We start from the raw sequence: 21,552 nt of genomic DNA, 5'->3' as shown, positions 1-21,552 counted from the left end.
TATCCTAAGGTAGCCGGTACGGGCAGGTACTAACAGCATAGGCGAAAAATGGGTCTAGAGAGGTGAACATATGGAGAAAACTAAAGAAGTGGTCTTATCGGTCAAAAATGTAAAGAAATCGATCAAAAGAAAAGAAATAATAAAAGGCATCTCCTTTGAAGTGTACGCAGGTGAAATATTTGGGTTTCTTGGACCCAATGGCTCTGGTAAAACAACTACGATAAGGATGCTTGTTGACCTCATTGCGCCAACGGAGGGCACGATTACGATTTGCGGCTATGATGTGCATAAGCAACATAACCAAGCGCTGCAATATGTGGGCTGTATCGTAGAAAATCCCGAGCTTTATTCGTATTTGAGCGGCTGGGAGAATCTGGAGCATTTTGCCCGTATGCTACCGGGAGTGGGCGATAAACGAATCCAGGAGGTTGTGGATATCGTCGGTATGGATGTGCGGATACGCGATAAGGTGCGAACCTATTCGTTGGGTATGCGGCAGCGGCTGGGTATCGCCCAAGCACTGTTGAACAGCCCAAAGCTGCTTATATTGGACGAGCCCACCAATGGCTTGGATCCTCAAGGTATTAAGGAAATGCGTGAATTTATCCAGCAGCTGGCAAGGACAGGCCTTAGCTTGTTCGTATCCAGCCATCTGCTTAGTGAAATCCAGCAAATGTGCGACCGTGTCGCCATTATTAGCCATGGTGAGGTCATTAAGGTAGGGGAAGTGGATGCATTGATCGATGAATCGGCGAGCCGCGTAATTTGGCGGGTATCCCCTTTGAATTTAGCATTGACGATCCTGCAGACGGAGCCAGACGTACTGGTGCTGCAGACCGAAGAAGCCGCTGTAGAGGATAAAGAGCTTCAGATGGCGAGCATTATTACGCAGCTTCGTGCAGAGGATATTCCGGCAATAACAAAAAAATTGGCAGTCGCCGGTGTGCTCCTATATGGTGTGGAGACGAAAAGCCCGACACTGGAAGATTTATTTTTGAGCTTAACGGAGGGTGAGCGCATTGGTTAGTTTATATCCGTTAGTGGTAAATGAATGTATTAAAATTTTGAAAAAGAAGCGTTTGCTCGTGGTTTTGCTCATTTTGGCGGCGTTAATCCCGATGTTTACGTATGCGCAGATGAAGGTCGCACAAAATAACCTGAAGCAATTCGGAACCAATGATTGGCGGGCTGAGCAACGGCAAAAGATCGTCGACTATACGCGAAGTATCGGGAGCGCACGTGTTCCCGAGGAATGGAAGCAATTTCGCAGGGTCGAGGTTAAGCTTGCCCAATATTACTTGGATAAAGATGTGAATCCTGCTGAGCCGAACGGGGTAACCTTTACAAGAGAATTTATTAAAAATGCAGTAGGCTTGTTTATTCCGCTGATGATTATGGTGATTGCGTCCGACTTGGTTTCCTCCGAGCATTCTACAGGGACAATCAAGCTGCTGCTAACCCGCCCCGTCCAGCGATGGAAGGTGTTAATGAGCAAGCTCATTAGCCTCGTGTTATTTACCTCGTTAGTTGTTATTAGCACTGGGCTGCTTTGTTATCTTATATCGGGGCTTTTCTTTGGGTATGGCGGCTGGGATATGCCAGTGTTTTTCGGGTTTAACATTATTGGCTCCGAGGTGGACACGACATTTGTCCGGCCTGTAGAGCAATGGTTATATTTAATTATGGAATTTGGCTTGGTCTGGTATTCTGCACTGATCGTAGCGATTATGTCACTGATGGTTTCTGTCATGGTACGCAGCACAGCAGCAGGCATGGGCTTGATGCTGGCGGTATTAATTTCAGGTACTATTTTGACCAATATGGTGTCTTCTTGGGAGACGGCCAAATATTTATTTATGGTTAATTTGCGGCTTACAGATTACTTGACAGGCAGTATGCCGCCGATCAAAGGGATGAATTTATCCTTTTCATTGATGGTGCTTACGGTTTGGGGACTTGCCTCCGTAATTGCCTCCTTTGCGGTATTCACGAAAAAAGATGTGTTGAACTAATAACGTGAGATGTTATAATGCACAATAGAAACCAGATATGCGCATGTGTGGCATGAATAAATAGCGGTATATGCGCAAAATCTGGAGCTTTAAGAATATGGGGAGGCTGCGATGGCGGAGCAACTGGATATAATTCCAAACAAAACAACCACGCGGACGGATTATGACGCAGACGATATTCAAGTGCTGGAAGGGCTTGTGGCGGTCCGTAAAAGACCGGGTATGTATATAGGGAGCACTAGCGCTTCTGGATTGCATCATTTGGTATGGGAAATCGTAGATAATTCGGTGGATGAGCATTTAGCGAAATATTGTTCGAAAATTGACGTAACGATCCATAAGGATCAATCGATAACTGTACAAGATAACGGCCGGGGCATTCCAACCGGGATGCATAAAACAGGAATTCCAACACCACAGGTGGTATTCACGATCCTCCATGCTGGCGGTAAATTCGGTGGCTCGGGCTATAAAAAATCCGGAGGTCTGCATGGTGTCGGTGCTTCGGTAACGAATGCGTTGTCTGAGTGGCTTGAGGTTATTATTTATCGTGATGGCAAGACCCATAAGCAACGCTTCGAATACTGGGTGGATGATAAAGGCATTGAGCACGTGGGTGAGCCAGTAGGCGGACTTGAGGTGCTTGGCAATACAAGGCAAACCGGTACGAAGGTAACCTTCAAGCCTGATAAAAGAGTGTTCCAGGCGGGAATCGCGGTTAATTACGATTCATTGTATGAGCGATTACAGGAAATCGCTTTTCTGAACTCGGGCCTTCAGGTTTCCTTAAAGGACGAGCGAAGCGACAAGCAGGAGACTTTCCAATATGAAGGCGGAGCCAGCCAGTTCGTCGCTTTCCTGAATGAGGAAAAGACGGTACTGCATGAAGTGATCCATTTTGCCTCCGAGAAGGAAGATATCGAGGTAGAGATCGCGCTGCAATATAACGATGGCTATACGGAAACATTAGTTTCCTTCGTGAACTCGATTCCGACCCGTGGTGGCGGTACGCATGAAACGGGCTTTAAGACGGCCTACACTCGCGTAATGAATGATTATGCACGTAAGACAGGGGCATTGAAGGAAAAAGATAAAAACCTCGACGGTACGGATTTACGCGAAGGCATGATGGTTGTAATTAACATCAAGATGGGCGAGGTTGAATTCGTCGGCCAGACTAAGGACCAGTTGGGCAGTTCATCCGCCCGCGGCGTTGTCGATTCGATCGTATCCGAGAAGATGGCTGTGTTTCTCGAGGAAAATCCACAGACAGCCCAAATGATTATGAAAAAAGCCGTCTTGTCTGCGAGAGCACGCGAAGCAGCACGTAAAGCACGTGAGGAAATACGCAGCGGCAAGAAGGGCAAGAGCGAAAGCTCGAATTTGGGCGGCAAGCTGACACCCGCACAATCGAAGGATCACCAGCGTAATGAGCTATTCATCGTTGAAGGAGATTCGGCAGGAGGATCGGCCAAGCAAGGGCGCGATTCCAAGCATCAGGCGATATTGCCATTGAAGGGCAAGCCCATGAACCCCGAGAAAGCCAAGCTCCCTGATATTATGAAGAACGACGAGTATAAGGCAGTTATTGCGGCGATCGGGGCTGGTGTTGGTCCTGAATTTGATGTTAGCGAAAGTAATTATGGCAAAATCATCATTATGACGGATGCGGATACGGATGGTGCGCATATTCAAGTGCTCTTGCTGACTTTCTTTTATCGGTATATGAAGCCTTTAATTGATGCAGGCAAGATTTATATCGCCCAGCCGCCCTTATATAAGGTAACGAAGAAGTCAGGCAAAAATAGCTCTGTACGTTATGCATGGACAGACGATGAATTGAACAAACTGACCAAAACGTTAGGCAAAGGCGTCGAGCTGCAGCGCTACAAGGGTTTGGGTGAAATGAATCCGATCCAGCTGTGGGAAACGACGATGGATCCGGAGACGAGAATTTTATTACAAGTGCAGATTGAGGACGCGGCCAAAGCCGAAAGGCGTGTATCCACGCTGATGGGGGACAAAGTGGACCCGCGCAAGCGCTGGATTATCGAGAATGTCGACTTTACCGAGTTCGAGGAGTAGATAAAAAGTGACGATACCTGAGAAGTTTTTACCCGCATTTTTAGAAGAAGTGGTAGGCGACCGATTCGGTCGCTACTCCAAATATATTATACAAGACCGCGCGATTCCTGATGTGCGGGATGGCTTAAAGCCGGTTCAGCGACGTATTCTTTACGCTATGTACGATGCAGGCAATTCGCCGGACAAGATGTATCGCAAATCCGCCAAAACCGTTGGCGACGTGATGGGCAACTATCACCCGCATGGTGATTCCTCCATTTATGATGGGATGGTGCGGATGGCGCAGCCTTGGAAAATGGGCCACATGCTCATTGACGGACATGGCAACTGGGGTTCGATGGATGATGATCCTCCTGCAGCAATGCGTTATACAGAGGCTCGCCTGTCAGAGATCGCTATGGAGCTACTGCGTGATATTGAGAAGCGCACAGTGCTTTTTAAAGATAATTTTGATAACTCGACCAAGGAGCCTGTTGTGCTGCCCTCTCGTTATCCGAATTTATTGGTCAATGGCGTTAGTGGGATTTCCTCTGGCTTTGCAACGGAAATTCCGTCCCATAACCTGCGTGAGGTTATTGATGCATGTATGGCGTTAATTGATAACCCGGATTTAGAGCTTGAAGAGCTGATGAAGGTGATGAGAGGTCCCGATTTTCCAACGGGTGGCATCATTATGGGCTCGGACGGCATCCGAGATGCTTTTCGCACCGGCAAAGGACGTATTTATTTACGTTCCCGTACCGAAATCGAAACGGTCCGCGGCGGTCTTCAGCAAATTGTGATTACGGAAATACCGTTTCAAGTGGTCAAATCGCGCTTAGTCACAGCGATGGAAAACATTCGTTTGGAGAAAAAAATTGAAGGCATCTCGATTGTCCGTGATGAAAGCGGCCGTAACGGTCTGCGAATCGTCGTTGAATTGAAAAAGGAAGCCGATGCCCAAGGTATTCTTGCTTATTTGTTCAAAAAAACCGACCTGCAGGTCGTCTATAATTTTAATATGGTCGCTATTGTTAATAAAACCCCGAGGCAACTGGGCGTAATCGACATATTGAAGGCCTACATTGCGCATCAAAAGGAAGTTGTCACTTTCCGCACCAAGTTTGATTTGGAGAAGGCGGTTGACCGCGAGGAAGTGCTAGAGGGGCTTGCCAAAGCACTTAACATTCTGGATGAAGTGATCGCTGCTATTAAAGCTTCCAAAAATCGTCAGGATGCCCAAAACAATTTGGTCGCTATGTTCGGCTTTACAGAGCGCCAGGCGGATGCGATCCTAATCCTGCAATTGTACCGTTTAACGAATCTGGAGATTCATTCGATCGAGAAGGAATTGAAGGAAGTCCAAAAAGCGATTGCTTATTTGCGTTCGATTCTAGGCAGTGAGAAAAAGCTGCTATCCGTCATTAAAACTGAAATGACAGAAATTCGCACCAAATACGGAATTGATCGCCGTTCAGATATCCAAGATCAGGTGGATGAGCTTAAGGTTAACCTAGAGGTCATGGTTACAGCTGAGGATGTTTATATCAGCTTATCTAATGAAGGCTATATTAAACGGACCAGTAAGCTCTCCTTCACGCGCTCAGGCGGTGAAATTGAAAAGACAGGTATGAAGGAGGGGGATTATTTACGTCATCTCCTCGAAGTCAGTACCTTACAAAAGCTGCTTATTTTTACGCAAAAAGGTCAATATTACATGCTTCCTGTCCATCTCGTGCCAGAGTACAAATGGAAGGAAAACGGCACGGCGATTGTCAACATTATTCCCGTACCTAAGGATGACCGAATCATCAATGTAATTCCGATTAAGGAGTTTACCGATCCAGGTAAATCGCTAGTGTTTGTGACCCGCAAGGGGCAAGTCAAACGGACTGAGCTGAAGGATTATGCGACCAGCCGCTCCATCGGTATTGTTGCTTGCAAGGTTGCCGACCATGATGCCATTTTTGAAGTCAAGCTATCTACAAATGATGAGGATATTATGCTCGTCACGAAGCAAGGTATGGCGATAAGGTTTAAAGAAAATGAAGTGAACCCGATGGGAAGGGCTGCTGCGGGGGTTCGTGGCATCCAGATGAAGGATGATGATGAAGTAGTCAGCTCGGAATGGATCAAGGGCGACGAGGGCGAGCTGCTTATTGTGACCGACCTTGGCTTCGCGAAGCGCTCACTTATTCTTGATTATCCAATCCAAGGGCGTGGAGGCAAAGGGATCTTCACCTTCGAATTTAAAGAAGGGCCACGAGTCAAGCCCAATGGTGCGAGCCTTGTTAAAGCATTTGTCGTCAAAGACGAGCTGCTGCTAACGGCAATTTTGCAAAGCGGCAACCGACTTTCCTTTTCATCGGAGAAAACGCCGATTGAACAGCGCAAGTCCACGGGTAGGCAAGTGATTCCAATTACCAAAACTGATTTAATTACAAATATCATGAAAACCGATTAATCATAGCTGTTCGTTTCCGGCTCCAGCTTATCGGATAGTTTCAGCAGCAGCTCTAATACGGCCCATACTGGCATCGAATCGTCCAACCGTTCGAGCCATTGTGGGTCGTTTAGAATGCCCTTTTGTAAAGCTAAATTTCCAATGTTTTGCTTCCAGGTTTCCATACGATTATCGCTCCTCTCAAGAACTGACAAGCTCTGCCGCTAGACGAATGCCTATGCTGCACTATATGTTGAAAGGCGTCTGAAGTTCCATCTTTTTATCGATTAATGTCTTAAAGTATTTATAGTATTAACCTTTAAACTGCATATTTCCAATGGTATACTAGAGGAAAAGTGAGGTATGAATGGGAGTGATGAGGCAAGATGATAACCCAGGAATTTGCTAAGCTATGGTGGAAGCTTTCGAAGGATTTACACATGCACATGGAAGTTCAATTGGCTCCAACCTTAACAGAAGGCCAGTTAACCGTTTTGGAATTGTTGACGGTACGGGATCGAATGAAGCCTTCGGATTTTATAGAATTTTTGGCGACAACGCCTGCAGCGATAACCACCTTGCTGGATCGAATGGAGAAAGCTGGCTTGCTCACCCGGTCGCGCGATGAAAAGGACCGCCGTATCGTATGGGTGGAGGTTTCGGAGAAGGGCAAGGCGGAATGCCAAAGAGGTATGGAAATACGTGAGCGCTTTCTTCAGCAGTACTTAAGCCGGATCTCCTCACATAACCAGCAACTGCTCGTGTATTTGCTGGGTAAAGTGGCTAATGCATAGAGCCGATTAAAGCCGGGGAGTAGCTATGGGTAGCTAATGTCACCAGTTAGTTTTTCCATGTAGGTTATCCTACCTACACAGGCTGTAAAAACCCTTTTGTAAATTGTAGCGTCTTTCACAGGTAAATATGCTATACTAACCGTAAAAATAGCTCAGCTTTGGAGGAACGGCATGAAGGCTTTAATTAAACCGCTTTTACTTATCATTGCTTTAATTATTGTTATTATTATTGCTTTTAATCTTCATGTTTTGGCAGGCTGGGGACTGATTCTTGTATTGGTTGGAGTTATGCTGTTTACGTCGCGTTCCAGTATTTATGCACTGATCGGCAGCCGTGCTTTTGCTAAGGGTGAGATGCAGAAGGCGCTTGTCTGGTACAAAAAAGCTTTTACAAGCAAGCCTTGCCCGGATAAACACCGAATCGGTTATGGCTATTTATTGATGAGGTCAGGCGATCCTGTCCAGGCCGAGCAGGTTCTTGGGCAGCTTATCAAAGCAACTAAAAGCAGAGACACCCGTGTTCAAGCCCAGTGCAACTTAGCAACAGCTTACTGGCTGCAGGGCAAAAAAAGCGAAGGGCTTATTTTGCTGGAGCAAGTATTTGAGGAGTACAAAAACACACTTGTCTACGGTAACCTCGGTTATTTTAAAATTTTGCATGGTGACTTGAATGAAGCCTTAGCCTTTAATCTTGAAGCTTATACATACAATGAAGGCGACTTGACCATTCTTGACAATCTGGCGCTTAACTACCATTTGTTGGGACAAGCCGATGAAGCTCAGCCACTGTTTGAAAAATTGATGTTAAAAACACCCAAATATGCAGAGCCCTACTATTACTATTCCCAAAACTTACAGCAGCAAGGCAAACGAGAAGAGGCTATCGAGCAAATTAACGTTGCACTTAAAAAGGAGTTATCCTTCGTAACCCCAATTACGCGCAGCCAGATCGAGCAAGAGGCCGAGGAATTAAATAAAGAGGAATTAAATAAAGTAGAGAAAATAACTCTAGGCAAAGGTTGATTATTTACAGAAATCGCGTTATATTCAAGGTCAATAAAGCTATGTGTAACTGGCGGAGCATGGGTAACCATGGGGGAGCACATAGAGCATTCGCCGTACGCCTGGGCAAAGGTAAGGAGTTGATCTCCTTGCCTTTTTGCGTTAATACTTCGACCCATATGAAAGGGTGAACGGCAAATGAGTAGACAACCGATGATATTGGACGGTAACAAGGTAGCCGTAGTGATCAAGGAGCAATTGAAAAAAAGAGTGGAGCAATTGGCAAAAAGCTCGATAGTCCCATGTTTGGCTACAGTACTAGTCGGCAACGACCCCGCATCAGAAACCTATGTCCGTATGAAAAGCAATGCTTGTAACAAGCTCGGAATCGACTCCCGCCGTATTTATTTGGATAAGCAGACAACTACCGAGCAATTGGTGCTGGCCATTCAACAATTAAATGCGGATCCACAGGTACACGGAATATTGCTACAGCATCCTGTCCCCTCCCATATCGATGAGAGAGCAGCCTTTGAAGCCATCAGCATCGAGAAGGATGTCGACGGTGTGACAACAACAGGCTTCGCCCAGCTGGCATTTGGTTTTGGACGTTTTCCTTGTTGTACTCCCGCGGCGATTCTTGCTATCCTAGATGCATATGGCTTGCCTATCGAGGGCAAGCATGCAGTCGTGATCGGACGAAGCCCGATTCTCGGCAAGCCCGTTTCCCAAATGCTTTTAAACCGGAATGCAACAGTGACGGTCTGCCATTCGAAAACGAATGCATTGCCTACAATCGTCCGTTTGGCCGATATCGTAGTTGCCGCTGTCGGCAAACCGAATTTTGTCCAAGGTGATTGGATCAAGCCAGGCGCCGTTATCCTTGATGCCGGTTACAATCCTGGCAACATCGGTGATGTTGATTTTGCCGCCTGCTTCAATCAAGCAAGTGCAATAACCCCCGTGCCCGCCGGCGTTGGGCCAGTCACGATAGCCACGCTATTGAAGCATACAGTCGATGCCGCATTTTACGCAAATGGTCTCGAATAATAGCGAATAACTAAACCTAGCTGCAATAGAAAATGATGTACCGCAGGAACGAATGGCTCCAAGCACACAGTCAAGGCGCGTCCCGAAGGGATGGAAGCGCCCCGAGAACACGACAGTCTGCATGAGCGCCAGAAGCTCTCACAAAGCTTGTACAATCAAAGAAACAAACAAAAAAGTAATAACAAGTAAATAATGTTCCATAGGAACGAATGGCTCCAAGCACAGCAGCCAAGCGTGTCCCGAAGGGACGGAAGCGCCCCGAGAACACTGCAGCCTGTATCAGCACCAGAAGCACAGCAGCCAAGCGTGTCCCGAAGGGACGGAAGCGCCCCGAGAACACTGCAGCCTGTATCAGCACCAGAAGCACAACAGTCAAGCGTGTCCCGAAGGGACGGAAGCGCCCCGAGAATACCGCAGCCTGTAGCAGCACCAGAAGCACAACAGCCAAGCGTGTCCCGAAGGGACGAAAGCGCCCCGAGAACACCACGGTCTGCATATCACAGGGGGAGTCCAGAGGGCAAAGCCCTTTGGATCCCTCCCTAAAAGGGAGGGTGGGGAGGGTGAAGCTCCTCGATATTACCAACTTAACCAAACACCACCACAAAGAGAACAGCCCGTTATTTTCTGGAATTAACGCTCAAATCAATGAGCCTTGCATCATTTCTGTCATAGGAGCTTCAGGTCAAGGAAAGAGTACCTTGCTGCGAATAATCGGAATGCTGGAGTCAGCTGATGAAGGGACGGTTCGCTATCGCAATCGGCTTTCAAGTGAGTGGTTTCCGCATGATTGGAGAACCAAGGTCTGTTATGTAGCACAACAAGCAGTAATGCTCGCTGGAAGCGTGGAGGACAATCTGCGGACAGTGAGCAGACTGCAAAAAAAAGAAATGGACATAAAATTGGCCAAGCAACTACTGCATGCGGTTAAGCTGGAGGATTTGGACTGGAACAAGCGAGCGGCAGATTTATCAGGTGGCGAGAAGCAACGTTTGGCGCTAGTCCGTTCTTTACTGCTGCGTCCGGAGGTGCTATTGCTTGATGAAATTACAGCTTCGCTGGATATACAAAGTAAGCAAGCAGTTGAACAGCTATTGCTGGATTGGCACAATAAAGAAGGCGTGGCGATGATTTGGATTACTCATGATCTGGAACAAGCCAGCCAGACAAGTAGCCAAATATGGTTTATGGCCAACAACACGTTATGCGAGAACAGTCCAACAAAGACGTTTTTCGAGTGTCCCGCAACCGATCTGGCCCGTGGTTTTTTGCAAATACCAGATGGGACTGGTGAACAGGCATGAGTACTACGGCCCTAGGTTTTACACTGGTGTTCATTGCAGTTACTGTGTTGGTTTCAATGCGTCAAAAGCTCGGATTAGAAAAAGAAATACTGATAGGCACGATTCGTTCTGCCCTACAATTGCTGCTTGTTGGTTATGTGCTGCAGTTTGTTTTTAATGCGAATCAGCCTTTACTTTTAATACTTATTGTAGGTCTAATGATTATAGTTGCCGCTTGGAATGCAAGCCGTAGAGGTAAAGGCCTTAGAGGCATCGTATGGCGTGTTATTTGCTCCATTGCTGCGACAGAGACGATTACGATGGGGATGCTGCTGAGTTTACGGATTATTGAACCAACCCCCCAATACATCATTCCGTTAAGCGGAATGATTATTGGCAGTGCGATGGTAGTATCGGGGTTATTTTTAAATCAAATGCAGCTTCAAATTCAAGCAGCTAAGGGCGAGATTGAAGCGTTGCTATCACTCGGAGCGACGGCTAGGCAAGCGATTCAGCAAACTTTGAAAAGGTCTGTGAAATCCAGCATGATTCCTACGATTGATGGCATGAAAACAATTGGGCTGGTGCAGCTGCCGGGCATGATGACCGGGATGATTGTAGCGGGGGCAGATCCCGTTGAAGCCGTTCGTTACCAAATTTTGATTGTTCTTATCCTCATGGCCTCAGCGTCGTTAAGCAGTATGTTTCTTGGCTTGCTTACCTACAAGCTTTGGTTCACTAAAGATGAAAAGCTACACCCAATCATGCAAGAAAACGTCTAGACTATTAACACAGAAGTTCTTAGTACTAGCTGATATCACAAAAAACCATCTTTCCATTTGGAAAGATGGTTTTTTGTGATAGAGAGTTTGCTAGAAGCATATGGATCTATGGAAATATCATTTTAGATTTTAAAGTAAATGATGTTCCAAAGGAGCGAATGACTCTCAAGCAGATAGCCAAGCGTGTCCCGCAGGGACGAAAGCGCCCCGAGAACACCAAAGTCAAACCGCCGCACCAAGGGGAGTCCAGAGGGCATAGCCCTTTGGATCCCTCCCTACAAGGGAGGGTGGAAAAGCCTCCATGGATACTCCACAGGAGGCGCAGAGCTAAAGCTAAGCGCTTCTTTGGTCGTCGGGTGGTCAAAGCCAAGCGTCGTCGACCAAAGGGCGATTTGCTGCCCAGGCTTCGTCATATGGGCACCGTAGCGTTGGTCGCCGACAAGAGGGCAGCCAATCGCCGCGAATTGGACGCGGATTTGATGTGGCCTGCCCGTGTGCAGCTCGACGCTGACAAGGGACACGCCTTCGCGATGGGCGAGCACCTCATAATCCAGGATCGCCTCTTTGGCGCCTGCTGTTTGCGCAGAGACGACCGAGACCATGTTGGTGCTGGTATCCTTCAACAAATAATGGCGCAAAGAAGCTTGCGCTTGTTTGGGCACTCCATGGATAACGGCCGTGTAGGTTTTGCGGATGGTTCGCGTACGGACGGAATCCGAAAGCCTGGAGGCAGCCTTGGAGGTTTTGGCAAATACCATAACGCCGCCGACTGGACGGTCAAGCCGGTGCACCAAGCCGAGGTATACAGCTCCAGGCTTCTCGTACCGGATTTTTAAATCCTGCTTAATAAGCGTTAATAAGTCAGGATCGTGGGAATCATCTTCTTGTGTAGGTACATTCACCGGCTTAACGACCACGATCACATGATTATCTTCATACAAAATGGGAATAGATATATGGGAATCGCGTGACAAAGGCTACGCCTCCCAACGGCCTAAAATACCGCATGGCAGCATAAGCTTGGAGGCGGTAATCGGCAGTCCGATTTCTCCACAAGTAATCGTGCCACCGTGCTTTTTACCTAGCGACAGAGCAAGAATATTTTTGAGCACGGTTGCTGAAATTCCTGTTGTATAGGAATTAATTAGCATAAACAAAGGGCGGTTCGACATAATAGCTAGGCAGGATTCGATAAAAGGGTACAAATCCGTTTCCAGCTTCCAGGTTTCACCATTGGGGCCGCGCCCGTAAGAGGGGGGATCCAGAATAATCGCATCATATTGGCTGCCGCGGCGCTGCTCGCGTTGAACAAATTTGAATACGTCATCGGTAATAAAGCGTACAGGCTTATCGCCAAGCCCGGATAGCTGGGCGTTCTCCTTTGCCCATTGCACGACTCCCTTAGAAGCATCAACGTGGCAAACCTCTGCTCCAGCATAAGCGCAAGCGACTGTAGCGCCGCCAGTGTAAGCAAACAGGTTTAGAACCTTTATATTGCGCCCGGCTCCCTGGATTTTATCAATCATCCATTTCCAATTTGTAGCTTGCTCGGGGAATAAGCCCGTATGCTTAAAGCTGGTGGGTTTAATATGAAACTGTAATTTATCATAAGCAATGGTCCAACGGTCAGGCAGCTGGCTCCTAGTTTCCCACTGGCCGCCGCCGCTGGAGCTGCGATGGTAATGGGCATCTGCTTGGCTCCATGACCCATTGGTTTGGTCTAGCGGCCAAATAATTTGTGGGTCTGGACGGCGAAGAATAATGTTTCCCCACCGCTCCAGCTTTTCGCCATCACCCGTATCAAGCAATTCGTAATCTTTCCAATCCTGTGCTGCAAACATAATAAGTAACCTTCCTTCAGGCATTATTGCTATTTTTTATGGTTTTGGCAATGTGATACTTTGAATCAGTGCAGGTAAATCTTTTTCATTATATTGTTTGGTGCGCTCCGATACAAGTGACTGCTTCAGGCCTTCCTTCACAGAGTCAAAGGAAAGTGTGCCACGGGATTCAACACGGATAATATGGTACCCGAACTCCGTTTGTACAGGCTCGCCAACTTTGTTCAGCTCCTGAGAGATTACGGCCTGCTTAAAGCCATCAACCCATTGGACTACGCTGGCATCTGCATATAAACCCCCATTTTCCTTGGATCCCGGATCTTCGGAATATTGCTTGGCTAAAGCTACAAAATCCTCACCGCTTTTTAGCTTATCCTGAATTTCCTTCAGCTTCAGGTCGAGGGCTTCCTTGGTACGTGCAACGCCTTTTTCATCGTTAGCGTTAATAAGAATATGGCGAACGGAAGCGGAGATCAGGTTCTCGTTTTTATTGCTAAGCTCTGTGGCGTACAACGCTTTTAGATCTTCCTCCGTTACAGAAGCTTCCAATGCTTTCTGTGCGCTTATAACCATGTCCACATAGCTACGCAGGTCGGCATCCACTACATTGCCTTTAGTCAAAAGTGCTTTGGTGTCGCCTTTAGATTGCAAGTAGTTGTTCAAATCAACCATGTTTTGTTCGATAGTTGCTGCAAGTGATGCTTTAACCTCTGGAGCCAAACGACTGGCGAGTATGTGTTGTCCAATCATTTGCTTCAGCATATAGCTTTTGAAGGCTTCGTCATTCTCATACTTGGCATTATCCGGATTTAACAGGAGCGTGATCGCTAAATATTTCTCGAAGGCACCACGCGTGACTTGACCGCCTTGGTAAGTGGCAACGACCGCATTTAAATCGGCTTTTTTACCAACCCAGATCGTTTCTGTGTCACCGTCCCACTGCACCTCTTTACCTAGCGTTTCACTGATATACCGGAGCGGAACATAGGTGGTGCCATTGTAAATAAAGCCTTCTCCTTGCTCAAGCGTAGGATTCTTCTCATAGCCATCGAACATATACTTGATGTTTTTGAAATAAACTTCGATTTGTGATCCACTGGCATATGCGATTGATCCTGTCAGCATAACACCGATAGTAAGGCCTAGTACAAGCCCTTTAACCTTGTCATTCATTACGAATATCCACCTTTCTATGTGTAGCTAGAATATATTCCACTTCAATCGTGGAATTCCTGCTTTTTTGGGTAAAAGGAAGTAGGGTTCTAAGAAACTAAGAGGCTATTTTAGAATTTACGAAGAATTTGGAAAGGGAAGAAAGGAATTTGCACTCCGATGTAGTATTTGTCTTTATAGAAGCTACAATTAACCATATAAGGGGATGGATGATCCATGATGAGCTTAATCCCCGGTCCGGACGACCTTTTCTTGTTTCATGAGGGTAGCTTATACCAAAGCTACCGGTTGCTGGGAGCCCACTTCATCGAAAATGAGGGAAAGGCTGGCGTCCGATTTGCCGTGTGGGCACCACATGCATTAGAGATTAGAGTCATCGGAGATTTTAATAATTGGAATGGTAGCTTGCATCAAATGAGTAAAGTGAGTATATGGGGCGTTTGGAGCTTGTTCATTCCTGATGTCCAAGAAGGTGAGTATTACAAGTATGAGATCGTCAATGCCCAAGGGATAACGGCACTCAAAGCCGATCCTTACGCTTTTTATTCCGAGCTGAAGCCCGGAACCGCCTCTCGGGTATGCTCTTTAGAAAACTACCAATGGCAGGATGGGGCCTGGTTTAAACAGAAAGAAACACAATCTGTCTATAACAGGCCGCTCAACATTTATGAAGTGCACATGGGGACCTGGAAAAAAAAGCAGGACGGCGAGTATTATACATACCGTGAGCTTGCTGATGAATTAATCGATTATGTGGTGGATATGGGCTACACCCATTTGGAATTATTGCCGCTGGCCGAGCATCCCTACGACCGTTCATGGGGCTATCAAGCTACAGGCTATTATTCAGTAACAAGCCGATTTGGCACCCCACAGGATTTCATGTACTTCGTAGACCGTTGCCATCTTCGCGGCATTGGTGTCATTATGGATTGGGTACCCGGGCATTTTGTTAAGGATGAGCATGGGTTAAGGCAGTTTGACGGCGAGCCCTTGTACGAATACAATGATCCGTCTAAAGCTGAAAAGCCTCAGTGGGGCACGCTTATGTTTGATTTTACGAAGCCGGAGGTTAGCAGCTTTCTCATCTCCAATGCGTTGTTCTGGATGGATAAATTCCATATCGACGGATTGCGTGTCGATGCGGTGGCAAGCTTGCTTTCCTTGAATCTGGGGAGGCCGGATGGGGAACGAATTACCAATGAGCACGGTGGAGATGAGAATCCCGAAGCTGTTGAATTTCTCAAAAGGCTGAATACGACAATTTTTGCCCACTATCCGCATGCACTGATGATGGCGGAAGATTCCAGTAATTGGCCGAAAGTCACAACACCTGTGCATGATGGCGGCTTGGGTTTTAATTTCAAATGGAATATGGGCTGGATGAATGATATGCTTAAATATGTGGAGATAGATCCATATTTTCGCCGCGGGAGCCATAACCTGCTTACCTTCTCATTCATGTACACCTTCAACGAAAATTTTGTGCTTCCCCTGTCGCATGACGAGGTGGTGCATGGCAAAAAGTCGCTGCTTAACAAAATGCCAGGCGATTATTGGCAAAAGTTTGCGAATTTGCGTTTGTTGCTTGGTTATATGATCGGGCATCCGGGTAAAAAGCTGCTGTTTATGGGCAGTGAATTCGGACAGTTCGATGAGTGGAAGGATCTGGAGGATCTCGATTGGGAGATGCTTGATTATGACAGCCATCGCTCTATGAAGCATTACGTACGGGATTTGAATCATCTGTACCTGAAGGAACAATCGTTGTGGGAGCTGGACCACCAGCCCGAAGGGTTCTCTTGGATTGATGCGGATAACAGCAGCCAGAGCATTACGACCTTTATGAGAAAATCAAGCGATCCGGATGACTTTTTAATTATTATCTGCAATTTTACTCCTGTAGTCCATGAGCAATATCGAATTGGTGTTCCGCTTTCAGGAGAATATTCCGAAATTTTCAACAGCGATATGCCAGCCTATGGCGGTTCCGGGCAAGTGAACATGGGGAAGTTGAAGATAGAGATGATTTCTTGGCATGACCAACCCTACAGTCTCAAATTGACCATCCCGCCACTCGCGGTTGTTGTGCTGAAGCCTGTGAAGACTCACCGCAAAGCAAGCACCACAAAAAAAGAAAGGGGTTAGTGTCAATGCGTAAAAAGGAATGTGTAGCGATGTTGCTTGCAGGCGGCGAAGGGAAAAGGTTGGGTGTTCTTACCAATAAACTCGCTAAGCCAGCTGTACACTTTGGTGGCAAGTACCGAATTATTGATTTTACACTTAGCAATTGCACCAATTCAGGGATTGATACCGTAGGCGTGCTAACGCAGTATCAGCCTTTAGTCTTAAATACTTACATTGGAATTGGAACCCCTTGGGATCTTGACCGTAAGCATGGTGGCGTTACGGTGCTACAGCCGTTTATGGAGCAAAAAGGCGGAGACTGGTACAAAGGAACCGCTGATGCGATCTTCCGCAATGTGGCTTATATTGATCAATACGACCCCGAATATGTCTTGGTCATCTCGGGTGACCATATCTACAAAATGGACTATGATGTGATGCTGGATTTCCATAAAAATACGGAAGCCGATGCAACAATTGCCGTAATTGAAGTGAAATGGGAGGAAGCAAGCCGCTTCGGTCTCATGAGTACAGATGATGAAAACCGAATTACAGAGTTTGCTGAAAAACCGAAAGAGCCTAAGAGTAACCTGGCTTCTATGGGTATTTATATTTTTAACTGGAAAGTATTGAAGGAATTTCTATACATGGATGAAGACAATGCGGATTCCAGCAAAGACTTCGGTAAAGACATTATTCCCTTAATGCTGGGCGAACAAAAAAAGCTGATGGCTTATCCGTTCCAAGGCTATTGGAAAGATGTGGGTACCATCGAATCCTTATGGGAAGCCAATATGGATCTGCTTGAGAAAGAGCCAGAGTTCAATTTGAACGATAAGGAATGGCGTATATATTCCGTAAATCCTTGCCAACCGGGCCAATATATCGCTCCAACTGCCCAAATTCGCCGTTCGTTGGTTAATGAAGGCTGCAGTGTATTTGGTGAAATCGACCATTCGGTCTTGTTTTATGGGGTAGAGGTTGGCGAGCATAGCTTGGTTAAGGATTCCGTCATCATGCCTAACGTAAAAATAGGAAATAATGTAAAAATATATAAAGCCATTATTGGTGACGGTACAGTTATAGAAGATGGCTGCGTCATTGGGCAACCTGGCGACAATCAGGATATTACCTTGATCGGCGGGAACGAATTGATTAGTTTACCATCGAAGGCCAACATGAAAGGGTGAGTGGAATGAAGCGAATGATGGGTGTAATCAATCTTGTGAATGAGCCGGATGGTCTGGAGGAGCTTACCTATTCTCGGAACGTTGCTTCGGTGCCGTTTGGTTCCAGATATCGGTTAATTGACTTTACTTTATCGAATATGATCAATTCAGGCTTGGAAAATGTAGCAGTTTTTACACAGCACAAATATCGTTCCCTTATGGATCATCTGGGCTCCGGCAAGGAATGGGATCTGGATCGCAAACGTGGCGGTTTGTTCATCTTGCCTGCGGTTATGCAGGATTCAACGGGTATGTCCCGCGGGGATTTATTCCAATTTTATAGCCACCGCGATTATTTTTATAGAGGCCGTGAGGAATTTGTGGTGATTTCCCGTAGCCATATCGTCTGCAATATTGATTTGAATGATGTGCTGGATTACCATTTGGAGAAAAATGCCGATATTACTGTAGTCTATAAGCATGCGGACGATGAGGAATTCGCCAAATTCCGCCGGATGGCAGTTAAAGAGGATGGCAAAGTCACCGTAATGGAAGACCAGAATGGCCGTCTGCGTACCGATAACATTTCGATGGAAATATATATCATGAGTAAGGAATTGCTGCTAGATATGGTCGAATCCTGCTTATCCCAAGGCTATGACCATTTGGTGCGTGATGGCATCATGAAAAACATCGACAAGCTGGGTGTATACGGCTATCTACACGAAGGGCATGCAGGAATTGTAAATACCATTCAAAGCTATTACAAGCATAGCATGCAGCTATTGAACCCGAAGGTATGGAGAGAGCTGTTTTTCCAAAAAAATCTCATCTATACGAAGGTTAAGGATGAACCTCCTGTCAAATATTCAGAGCATTCCTTGGTGCGTAATGCCTTGATCGCTAACGGCTGCATCATTGAAGGCAAGGTGGAAAATAGCATTTTATTCCGTGGTGTCAAAATCCGCAAAGGTGCTTATGTCAAAAACAGTATTATCCTTCAAAACTGCGAAATCGAAGAAAATGTCATTATAGAAAATGCTATTTTAGATAAAGATGTATTTATTAGCAGAGGCCGTGTGCTTACTGGAGATAAGCAATCGCCCTTTATTGCTTCGAAAACGAAAGTTATATAGAGAAAATAAGCGTGTACGGACCTTGGTAAGCGAGTGAAGTGATCCAGGTGATCCGTACACGCCTACAAGGAGTGGTGGGAGCCCCATGAAAGTGTTATTTGCCGCATCGGAAGCCGTACCTTTTGCCAAGACAGGTGGTTTGGCAGACGTTATCGGATCACTTCCCAAGGAATTGGTCCGTCAGGGAATGGATGTCAGAGTGATACTGCCTAAATATGGAGAGATACCGGCACATTTTAAAGAAAAAATGGAAACCGTAGCTACATTCACCCTGCAAATGGGCTGGAGACACCTTTACTGTGGGATTTTAAAGCTGGAGCATGAGGGCATTACTTTCTATTTTGTCGACCATGAGAATTATTTTCTGAGAAGTGGCTGCTATGGATATAACGATGATGCGGAACGGTTTGCATTTTTTTGCCGGGCTGTATTGGATTGTATTCCCCATATTGATTTTATGCCGGATGTTATTCATTGCCATGATTGGCAGACGGGTATGGTACCTGTGCTTTATCGAGCCCATTTCAGCTACCAGCCGGAATATGCCCATATTAAAACCGTGCTAACCGTACATAACCTGAAGTATCAAGGGGTGTTCGGCCAAGAACAGTTTATGGACTTCTTCACGCTGGGACCTGAGCATTTTGGCGGGTTTGCGCTGGAGCTGCATGGTGGAGCGAGCTTTTTAAAAGGCGGATTGCTGTACTCGGATGTCATTACAACGGTTAGCCCTACCTATGCCCAGGAAATTCAAACGCCTTATTTTGGCGAAAATTTGGATGGGCTGCTTAAAAGCCAGCGCCATAGGCTGCATGGAATTGTGAACGGTATTGATTATGAGGAAATGGATCCGATGACGGATCCGCATTTGGAAGTGAATTATCGGGATTCCATTATCAAAAAACAGTTGAACAAAACGAAGCTGCAGGAAAAGCTGGGGCTTCCGGTAAACAAGGATATTCCGATGATTGGTATTGTTACCCGTCTAGTGGAGCAAAAAGGGCTTTCGCTTGTTGCCCATGTTATTGAAGAGCTAATGGAGCTTGACGCCCAATGGGTTATTCTAGGAACGGGTGAATACCAATATGAACAATTATTCCGTTGGGCAGCTGACCGTTACCCGGACAAGATGTCGGCGCATATAACATTCAATGAGAAGATGGCGCGGCAAATTTATGCGGGCTCCGATATGTTCTTAATGCCGTCGCAATTCGAGCCATGTGGCATTGGGCAATTGATCGCCATGCGTTATCGCTCCGTACCGATTGTGCGTGAAACAGGCGGTTTAAAGGACACGGTTATTGCTTATGATGACGAAACCGGAATAGGCACTGGTTTTAGCTTTTCCTATTATAATGCCCACGATATGCTTTATACGGTGAACCGGGCGGTTAAGCTTTACAATGAACCGTTAGTTTGGAGTAAAATTTTATCCAATATCAAGAAGAAGGATTTCAGCTGGCGCAAATCGGCGCTGCAGTACGCTTCCCTGTATAATCAACTAGTGAAATAAACACAGAAGCCAACGCTTGTTAGAGAGCGTTGGTTTTGTATATGGAAGGGGAGTGCACATATATGATGAAAAAAATATATGCGTTAACGGACTTGGATGGAACGCTGCTACAGCCAGATGCAACCCTTTCTTCTTATACAATGGAAACTTTAACAGAACTACTGGCTGAAGGCCATATAATCAGCTATGCGACTGCAAGAAGCTATACCAGCTCGCAAGCGGTGGCTGGTGAAATCCCTTGGAAGTATCCGATGGTCTTATACAACGGGGCGCTGCTTTATGATCCGGTGGGGCAAGTAGTATTGGATGGTGTTTTTCTGGATTTGCCTTTGACCAATGAATTGATCAGGTTAGGCAAGCAGTTTGGGTTATGCCCGTTGCTGTTCGGCTTGGATGAAGAAGGTGCGGAGCGTGTGCTCCATGAATCCTTGGTGGGCATGGGCTACAAGCAATTCGTCATGAGCCGGCCTGGTGATGTCAGGTTCAGGGAAATTGTCGACTTGAGCTGCCCCGACAATATTCAAACGCTTCTGCTTACGTATATTGGTCATTATGATGAGCTTAAGCCTTTGCTAGATGCCGTTCAAATTGCATATGCCGGACGGATCCATATTCATTTCATGGCGGATACGTACATTGAAGACCATTACTTTCTGGAGTTCAGCGACATTCAGGCGAACAAAGGCAATGGGTTGAAAATGTGGGCGCGGAGCGTTGGCTGTTCGACTGATGAGGTGATTGCCTTCGGCGATAATCTCAATGATATTGGACTGCTACAGGAGGCAGGCCGGAAAGTAGCTGTGGGCAATGCAAAGCTGGAGCTTAAGGTGATCGCTGACCAGATTATCGGAACGAATATTGATAATGCGGTAGCTCATTATTTGGTTCAGGAAATGCAGTACAGAGATGAATTGGCAGTGTCATTGGATTTAAGTAATCCTATAAAAAAGCTTAGCAATAGGATAAGTGGATAAATCGATAAGTGATGAGCTAAGTGATTGAGAGCGATGAGTTGAGCGGCAATAAATGGAAAAGCTTAGAGTCAAGAAGGCAAGTCGAGTAGCAATAAACGATAGATAATAGGTTAGAGTAAAGCCGGCTGCCTTTGGGTAGTCGGCTTTTATGATTAAAAGCAAGCATCTATTAATTCATGAATGGCGCGGCTT

The 21,552-nt window shown here is 46.3% G+C and carries 19 protein-coding genes and 1 riboswitch; of the genes, 14 read left to right on the top strand and 5 right to left on the bottom strand.

Annotated features, from left to right (window positions below):
- Nucleotides 1–70 precede the first annotated feature (70 nt).
- The 4 genes from G9U52_RS13715 (at nucleotide 71) to gyrA (ending at nucleotide 6,540) form a co-directional block, all read left to right on the top strand.
- The gene (locus tag G9U52_RS13715) at nucleotides 71–1,027 is read left to right on the top strand and encodes an ABC transporter ATP-binding protein (RefSeq protein WP_166150335.1); all 957 of its coding nucleotides are present in this window, start codon (nucleotides 71–73) and stop codon (nucleotides 1,025–1,027) included.
- Nucleotides 1,020–2,012 (top strand): ABC transporter permease, encoded by a 993-nt coding sequence (locus G9U52_RS13710; RefSeq protein ID WP_166150333.1) that lies wholly within the window; start codon nucleotides 1,020–1,022, stop codon nucleotides 2,010–2,012. The genes G9U52_RS13715 and G9U52_RS13710 overlap by 8 nt, the downstream gene beginning before the upstream one ends.
- 111 nt (nucleotides 2,013–2,123) lie before the next feature.
- Nucleotides 2,124–4,097 (top strand): DNA topoisomerase IV subunit B, encoded by a 1,974-nt coding sequence (gene parE / locus G9U52_RS13705; RefSeq protein WP_166150331.1) that lies wholly within the window; start codon nucleotides 2,124–2,126, stop codon nucleotides 4,095–4,097.
- Between the two features lie 7 nt (nucleotides 4,098–4,104).
- Nucleotides 4,105–6,540 (top strand): DNA gyrase subunit A, encoded by a 2,436-nt coding sequence (gyrA, locus tag G9U52_RS13700; protein ID WP_166150329.1) that lies wholly within the window; start codon nucleotides 4,105–4,107, stop codon nucleotides 6,538–6,540.
- On the opposite strand, the gene G9U52_RS13695 is transcribed toward gyrA, so the two are convergent.
- The gene (locus tag G9U52_RS13695) at nucleotides 6,537–6,704 is read right to left on the bottom strand and encodes a hypothetical protein (RefSeq protein WP_166150327.1); all 168 of its coding nucleotides are present in this window, start codon (nucleotides 6,702–6,704) and stop codon (nucleotides 6,537–6,539) included. The genes gyrA and G9U52_RS13695 overlap by 4 nt on opposite strands.
- 201 nt (nucleotides 6,705–6,905) lie before the next feature.
- Between G9U52_RS13695 and G9U52_RS13690 the strand changes: the two genes are divergently transcribed.
- The 3 genes from G9U52_RS13690 (at nucleotide 6,906) to G9U52_RS13680 (ending at nucleotide 9,365) form a co-directional block, all read left to right on the top strand.
- Nucleotides 6,906–7,313 (top strand): MarR family winged helix-turn-helix transcriptional regulator, encoded by a 408-nt coding sequence (locus G9U52_RS13690; protein ID WP_166150325.1) that lies wholly within the window; start codon nucleotides 6,906–6,908, stop codon nucleotides 7,311–7,313.
- A gap of 171 nt (nucleotides 7,314–7,484) precedes the next feature.
- A complete protein-coding gene (locus tag G9U52_RS13685) occupies nucleotides 7,485–8,336 on the top strand; it encodes a tetratricopeptide repeat protein (RefSeq protein WP_166150323.1) in 852 nt (283 codons plus the stop codon).
- Between the two features lie 35 nt (nucleotides 8,337–8,371).
- A riboswitch (ZMP/ZTP riboswitch) is annotated at nucleotides 8,372–8,450 on the top strand.
- A 63-nt stretch (nucleotides 8,451–8,513) separates the two neighbouring features.
- Complete coding sequence (locus G9U52_RS13680; protein WP_166150321.1) at nucleotides 8,514–9,365, top strand: bifunctional 5,10-methylenetetrahydrofolate dehydrogenase/5,10-methenyltetrahydrofolate cyclohydrolase; 852 nt, start codon at nucleotides 8,514–8,516, stop codon at nucleotides 9,363–9,365.
- A 70-nt stretch (nucleotides 9,366–9,435) separates the two neighbouring features.
- On the opposite strand, the gene G9U52_RS39955 is transcribed toward G9U52_RS13680, so the two are convergent.
- Nucleotides 9,436–9,861, bottom strand: a complete 426-nt coding sequence (locus G9U52_RS39955) for a hypothetical protein (RefSeq protein WP_243767317.1) — start codon at nucleotides 9,859–9,861, stop codon at nucleotides 9,436–9,438.
- Between the two features lie 64 nt (nucleotides 9,862–9,925).
- Here G9U52_RS39955 and G9U52_RS13675 point away from each other — a divergent pair, with 64 nt between their 5' ends.
- Both G9U52_RS13675 and G9U52_RS13670 read left to right on the top strand, forming a co-directional pair.
- Nucleotides 9,926–10,666: an ABC transporter ATP-binding protein gene (locus G9U52_RS13675; RefSeq protein WP_311764859.1), complete on the top strand. Its 741-nt coding sequence runs from the start codon at nucleotides 9,926–9,928 to the stop codon at nucleotides 10,664–10,666.
- On the top strand, nucleotides 10,663–11,427 hold the full coding sequence (locus G9U52_RS13670; protein ID WP_166150316.1) for an ABC transporter permease: 765 nt from the start codon (nucleotides 10,663–10,665) through the stop codon (nucleotides 11,425–11,427). Before G9U52_RS13675 ends, G9U52_RS13670 begins: the two co-directional genes overlap by 4 nt.
- 275 nt (nucleotides 11,428–11,702) lie before the next feature.
- Here the strand turns inward: G9U52_RS13670 and G9U52_RS13665 are convergent, their stop codons facing one another.
- From G9U52_RS13665 to G9U52_RS13655, 3 genes are read right to left on the bottom strand one after another with little or no spacing between them, the layout of a single operon-like run.
- Nucleotides 11,703–12,401: an RluA family pseudouridine synthase gene (locus tag G9U52_RS13665; protein WP_166150314.1), complete on the bottom strand. Its 699-nt coding sequence runs from the start codon at nucleotides 12,399–12,401 to the stop codon at nucleotides 11,703–11,705.
- 3 nt (nucleotides 12,402–12,404) lie between these two features.
- The gene (locus G9U52_RS13660) at nucleotides 12,405–13,268 is read right to left on the bottom strand and encodes a class I SAM-dependent methyltransferase (protein ID WP_166150312.1); all 864 of its coding nucleotides are present in this window, start codon (nucleotides 13,266–13,268) and stop codon (nucleotides 12,405–12,407) included.
- 36 nt (nucleotides 13,269–13,304) lie between these two features.
- The gene (locus tag G9U52_RS13655; protein WP_166150310.1) at nucleotides 13,305–14,441 is read right to left on the bottom strand and encodes a peptidylprolyl isomerase; all 1,137 of its coding nucleotides are present in this window, start codon (nucleotides 14,439–14,441) and stop codon (nucleotides 13,305–13,307) included.
- Between the two features lie 216 nt (nucleotides 14,442–14,657).
- Here G9U52_RS13655 and glgB point away from each other — a divergent pair, with 216 nt between their 5' ends.
- The 5 genes from glgB (at nucleotide 14,658) to G9U52_RS13630 (ending at nucleotide 21,360) form a co-directional block, all read left to right on the top strand.
- The gene (glgB, locus tag G9U52_RS13650; protein ID WP_166150308.1) at nucleotides 14,658–16,589 is read left to right on the top strand and encodes a 1,4-alpha-glucan branching protein GlgB; all 1,932 of its coding nucleotides are present in this window, start codon (nucleotides 14,658–14,660) and stop codon (nucleotides 16,587–16,589) included.
- 5 nt (nucleotides 16,590–16,594) lie between these two features.
- Complete coding sequence (locus G9U52_RS13645) at nucleotides 16,595–17,758, top strand: glucose-1-phosphate adenylyltransferase (protein ID WP_166150306.1); 1,164 nt, start codon at nucleotides 16,595–16,597, stop codon at nucleotides 17,756–17,758.
- Nucleotides 17,759–17,772: 14 nt separating this feature from the next.
- Nucleotides 17,773–18,873, top strand: a complete 1,101-nt coding sequence (gene glgD / locus G9U52_RS13640) for a glucose-1-phosphate adenylyltransferase subunit GlgD (protein WP_166150769.1) — start codon at nucleotides 17,773–17,775, stop codon at nucleotides 18,871–18,873.
- Nucleotides 18,874–18,958: 85 nt separating this feature from the next.
- On the top strand, nucleotides 18,959–20,386 hold the full coding sequence (gene glgA / locus G9U52_RS13635; RefSeq protein WP_166150304.1) for a glycogen synthase GlgA: 1,428 nt from the start codon (nucleotides 18,959–18,961) through the stop codon (nucleotides 20,384–20,386).
- Nucleotides 20,387–20,448: 62 nt separating this feature from the next.
- Nucleotides 20,449–21,360, top strand: a complete 912-nt coding sequence (locus G9U52_RS13630; protein WP_243767314.1) for an HAD hydrolase family protein — start codon at nucleotides 20,449–20,451, stop codon at nucleotides 21,358–21,360.
- The last annotated feature ends 192 nt before the right edge of the window (nucleotides 21,361–21,552 follow it).

Source organism: Paenibacillus agricola, assembly GCF_011440305.1.
Classification (GTDB): Bacteria; Bacillota; Bacilli; order Paenibacillales; family NBRC-103111; genus Paenibacillus_S; species Paenibacillus_S agricola.
The sequence above is the reverse complement of the archived record's forward strand: the minus strand, read 5'-3'. Positions and strand labels throughout refer to the sequence as shown.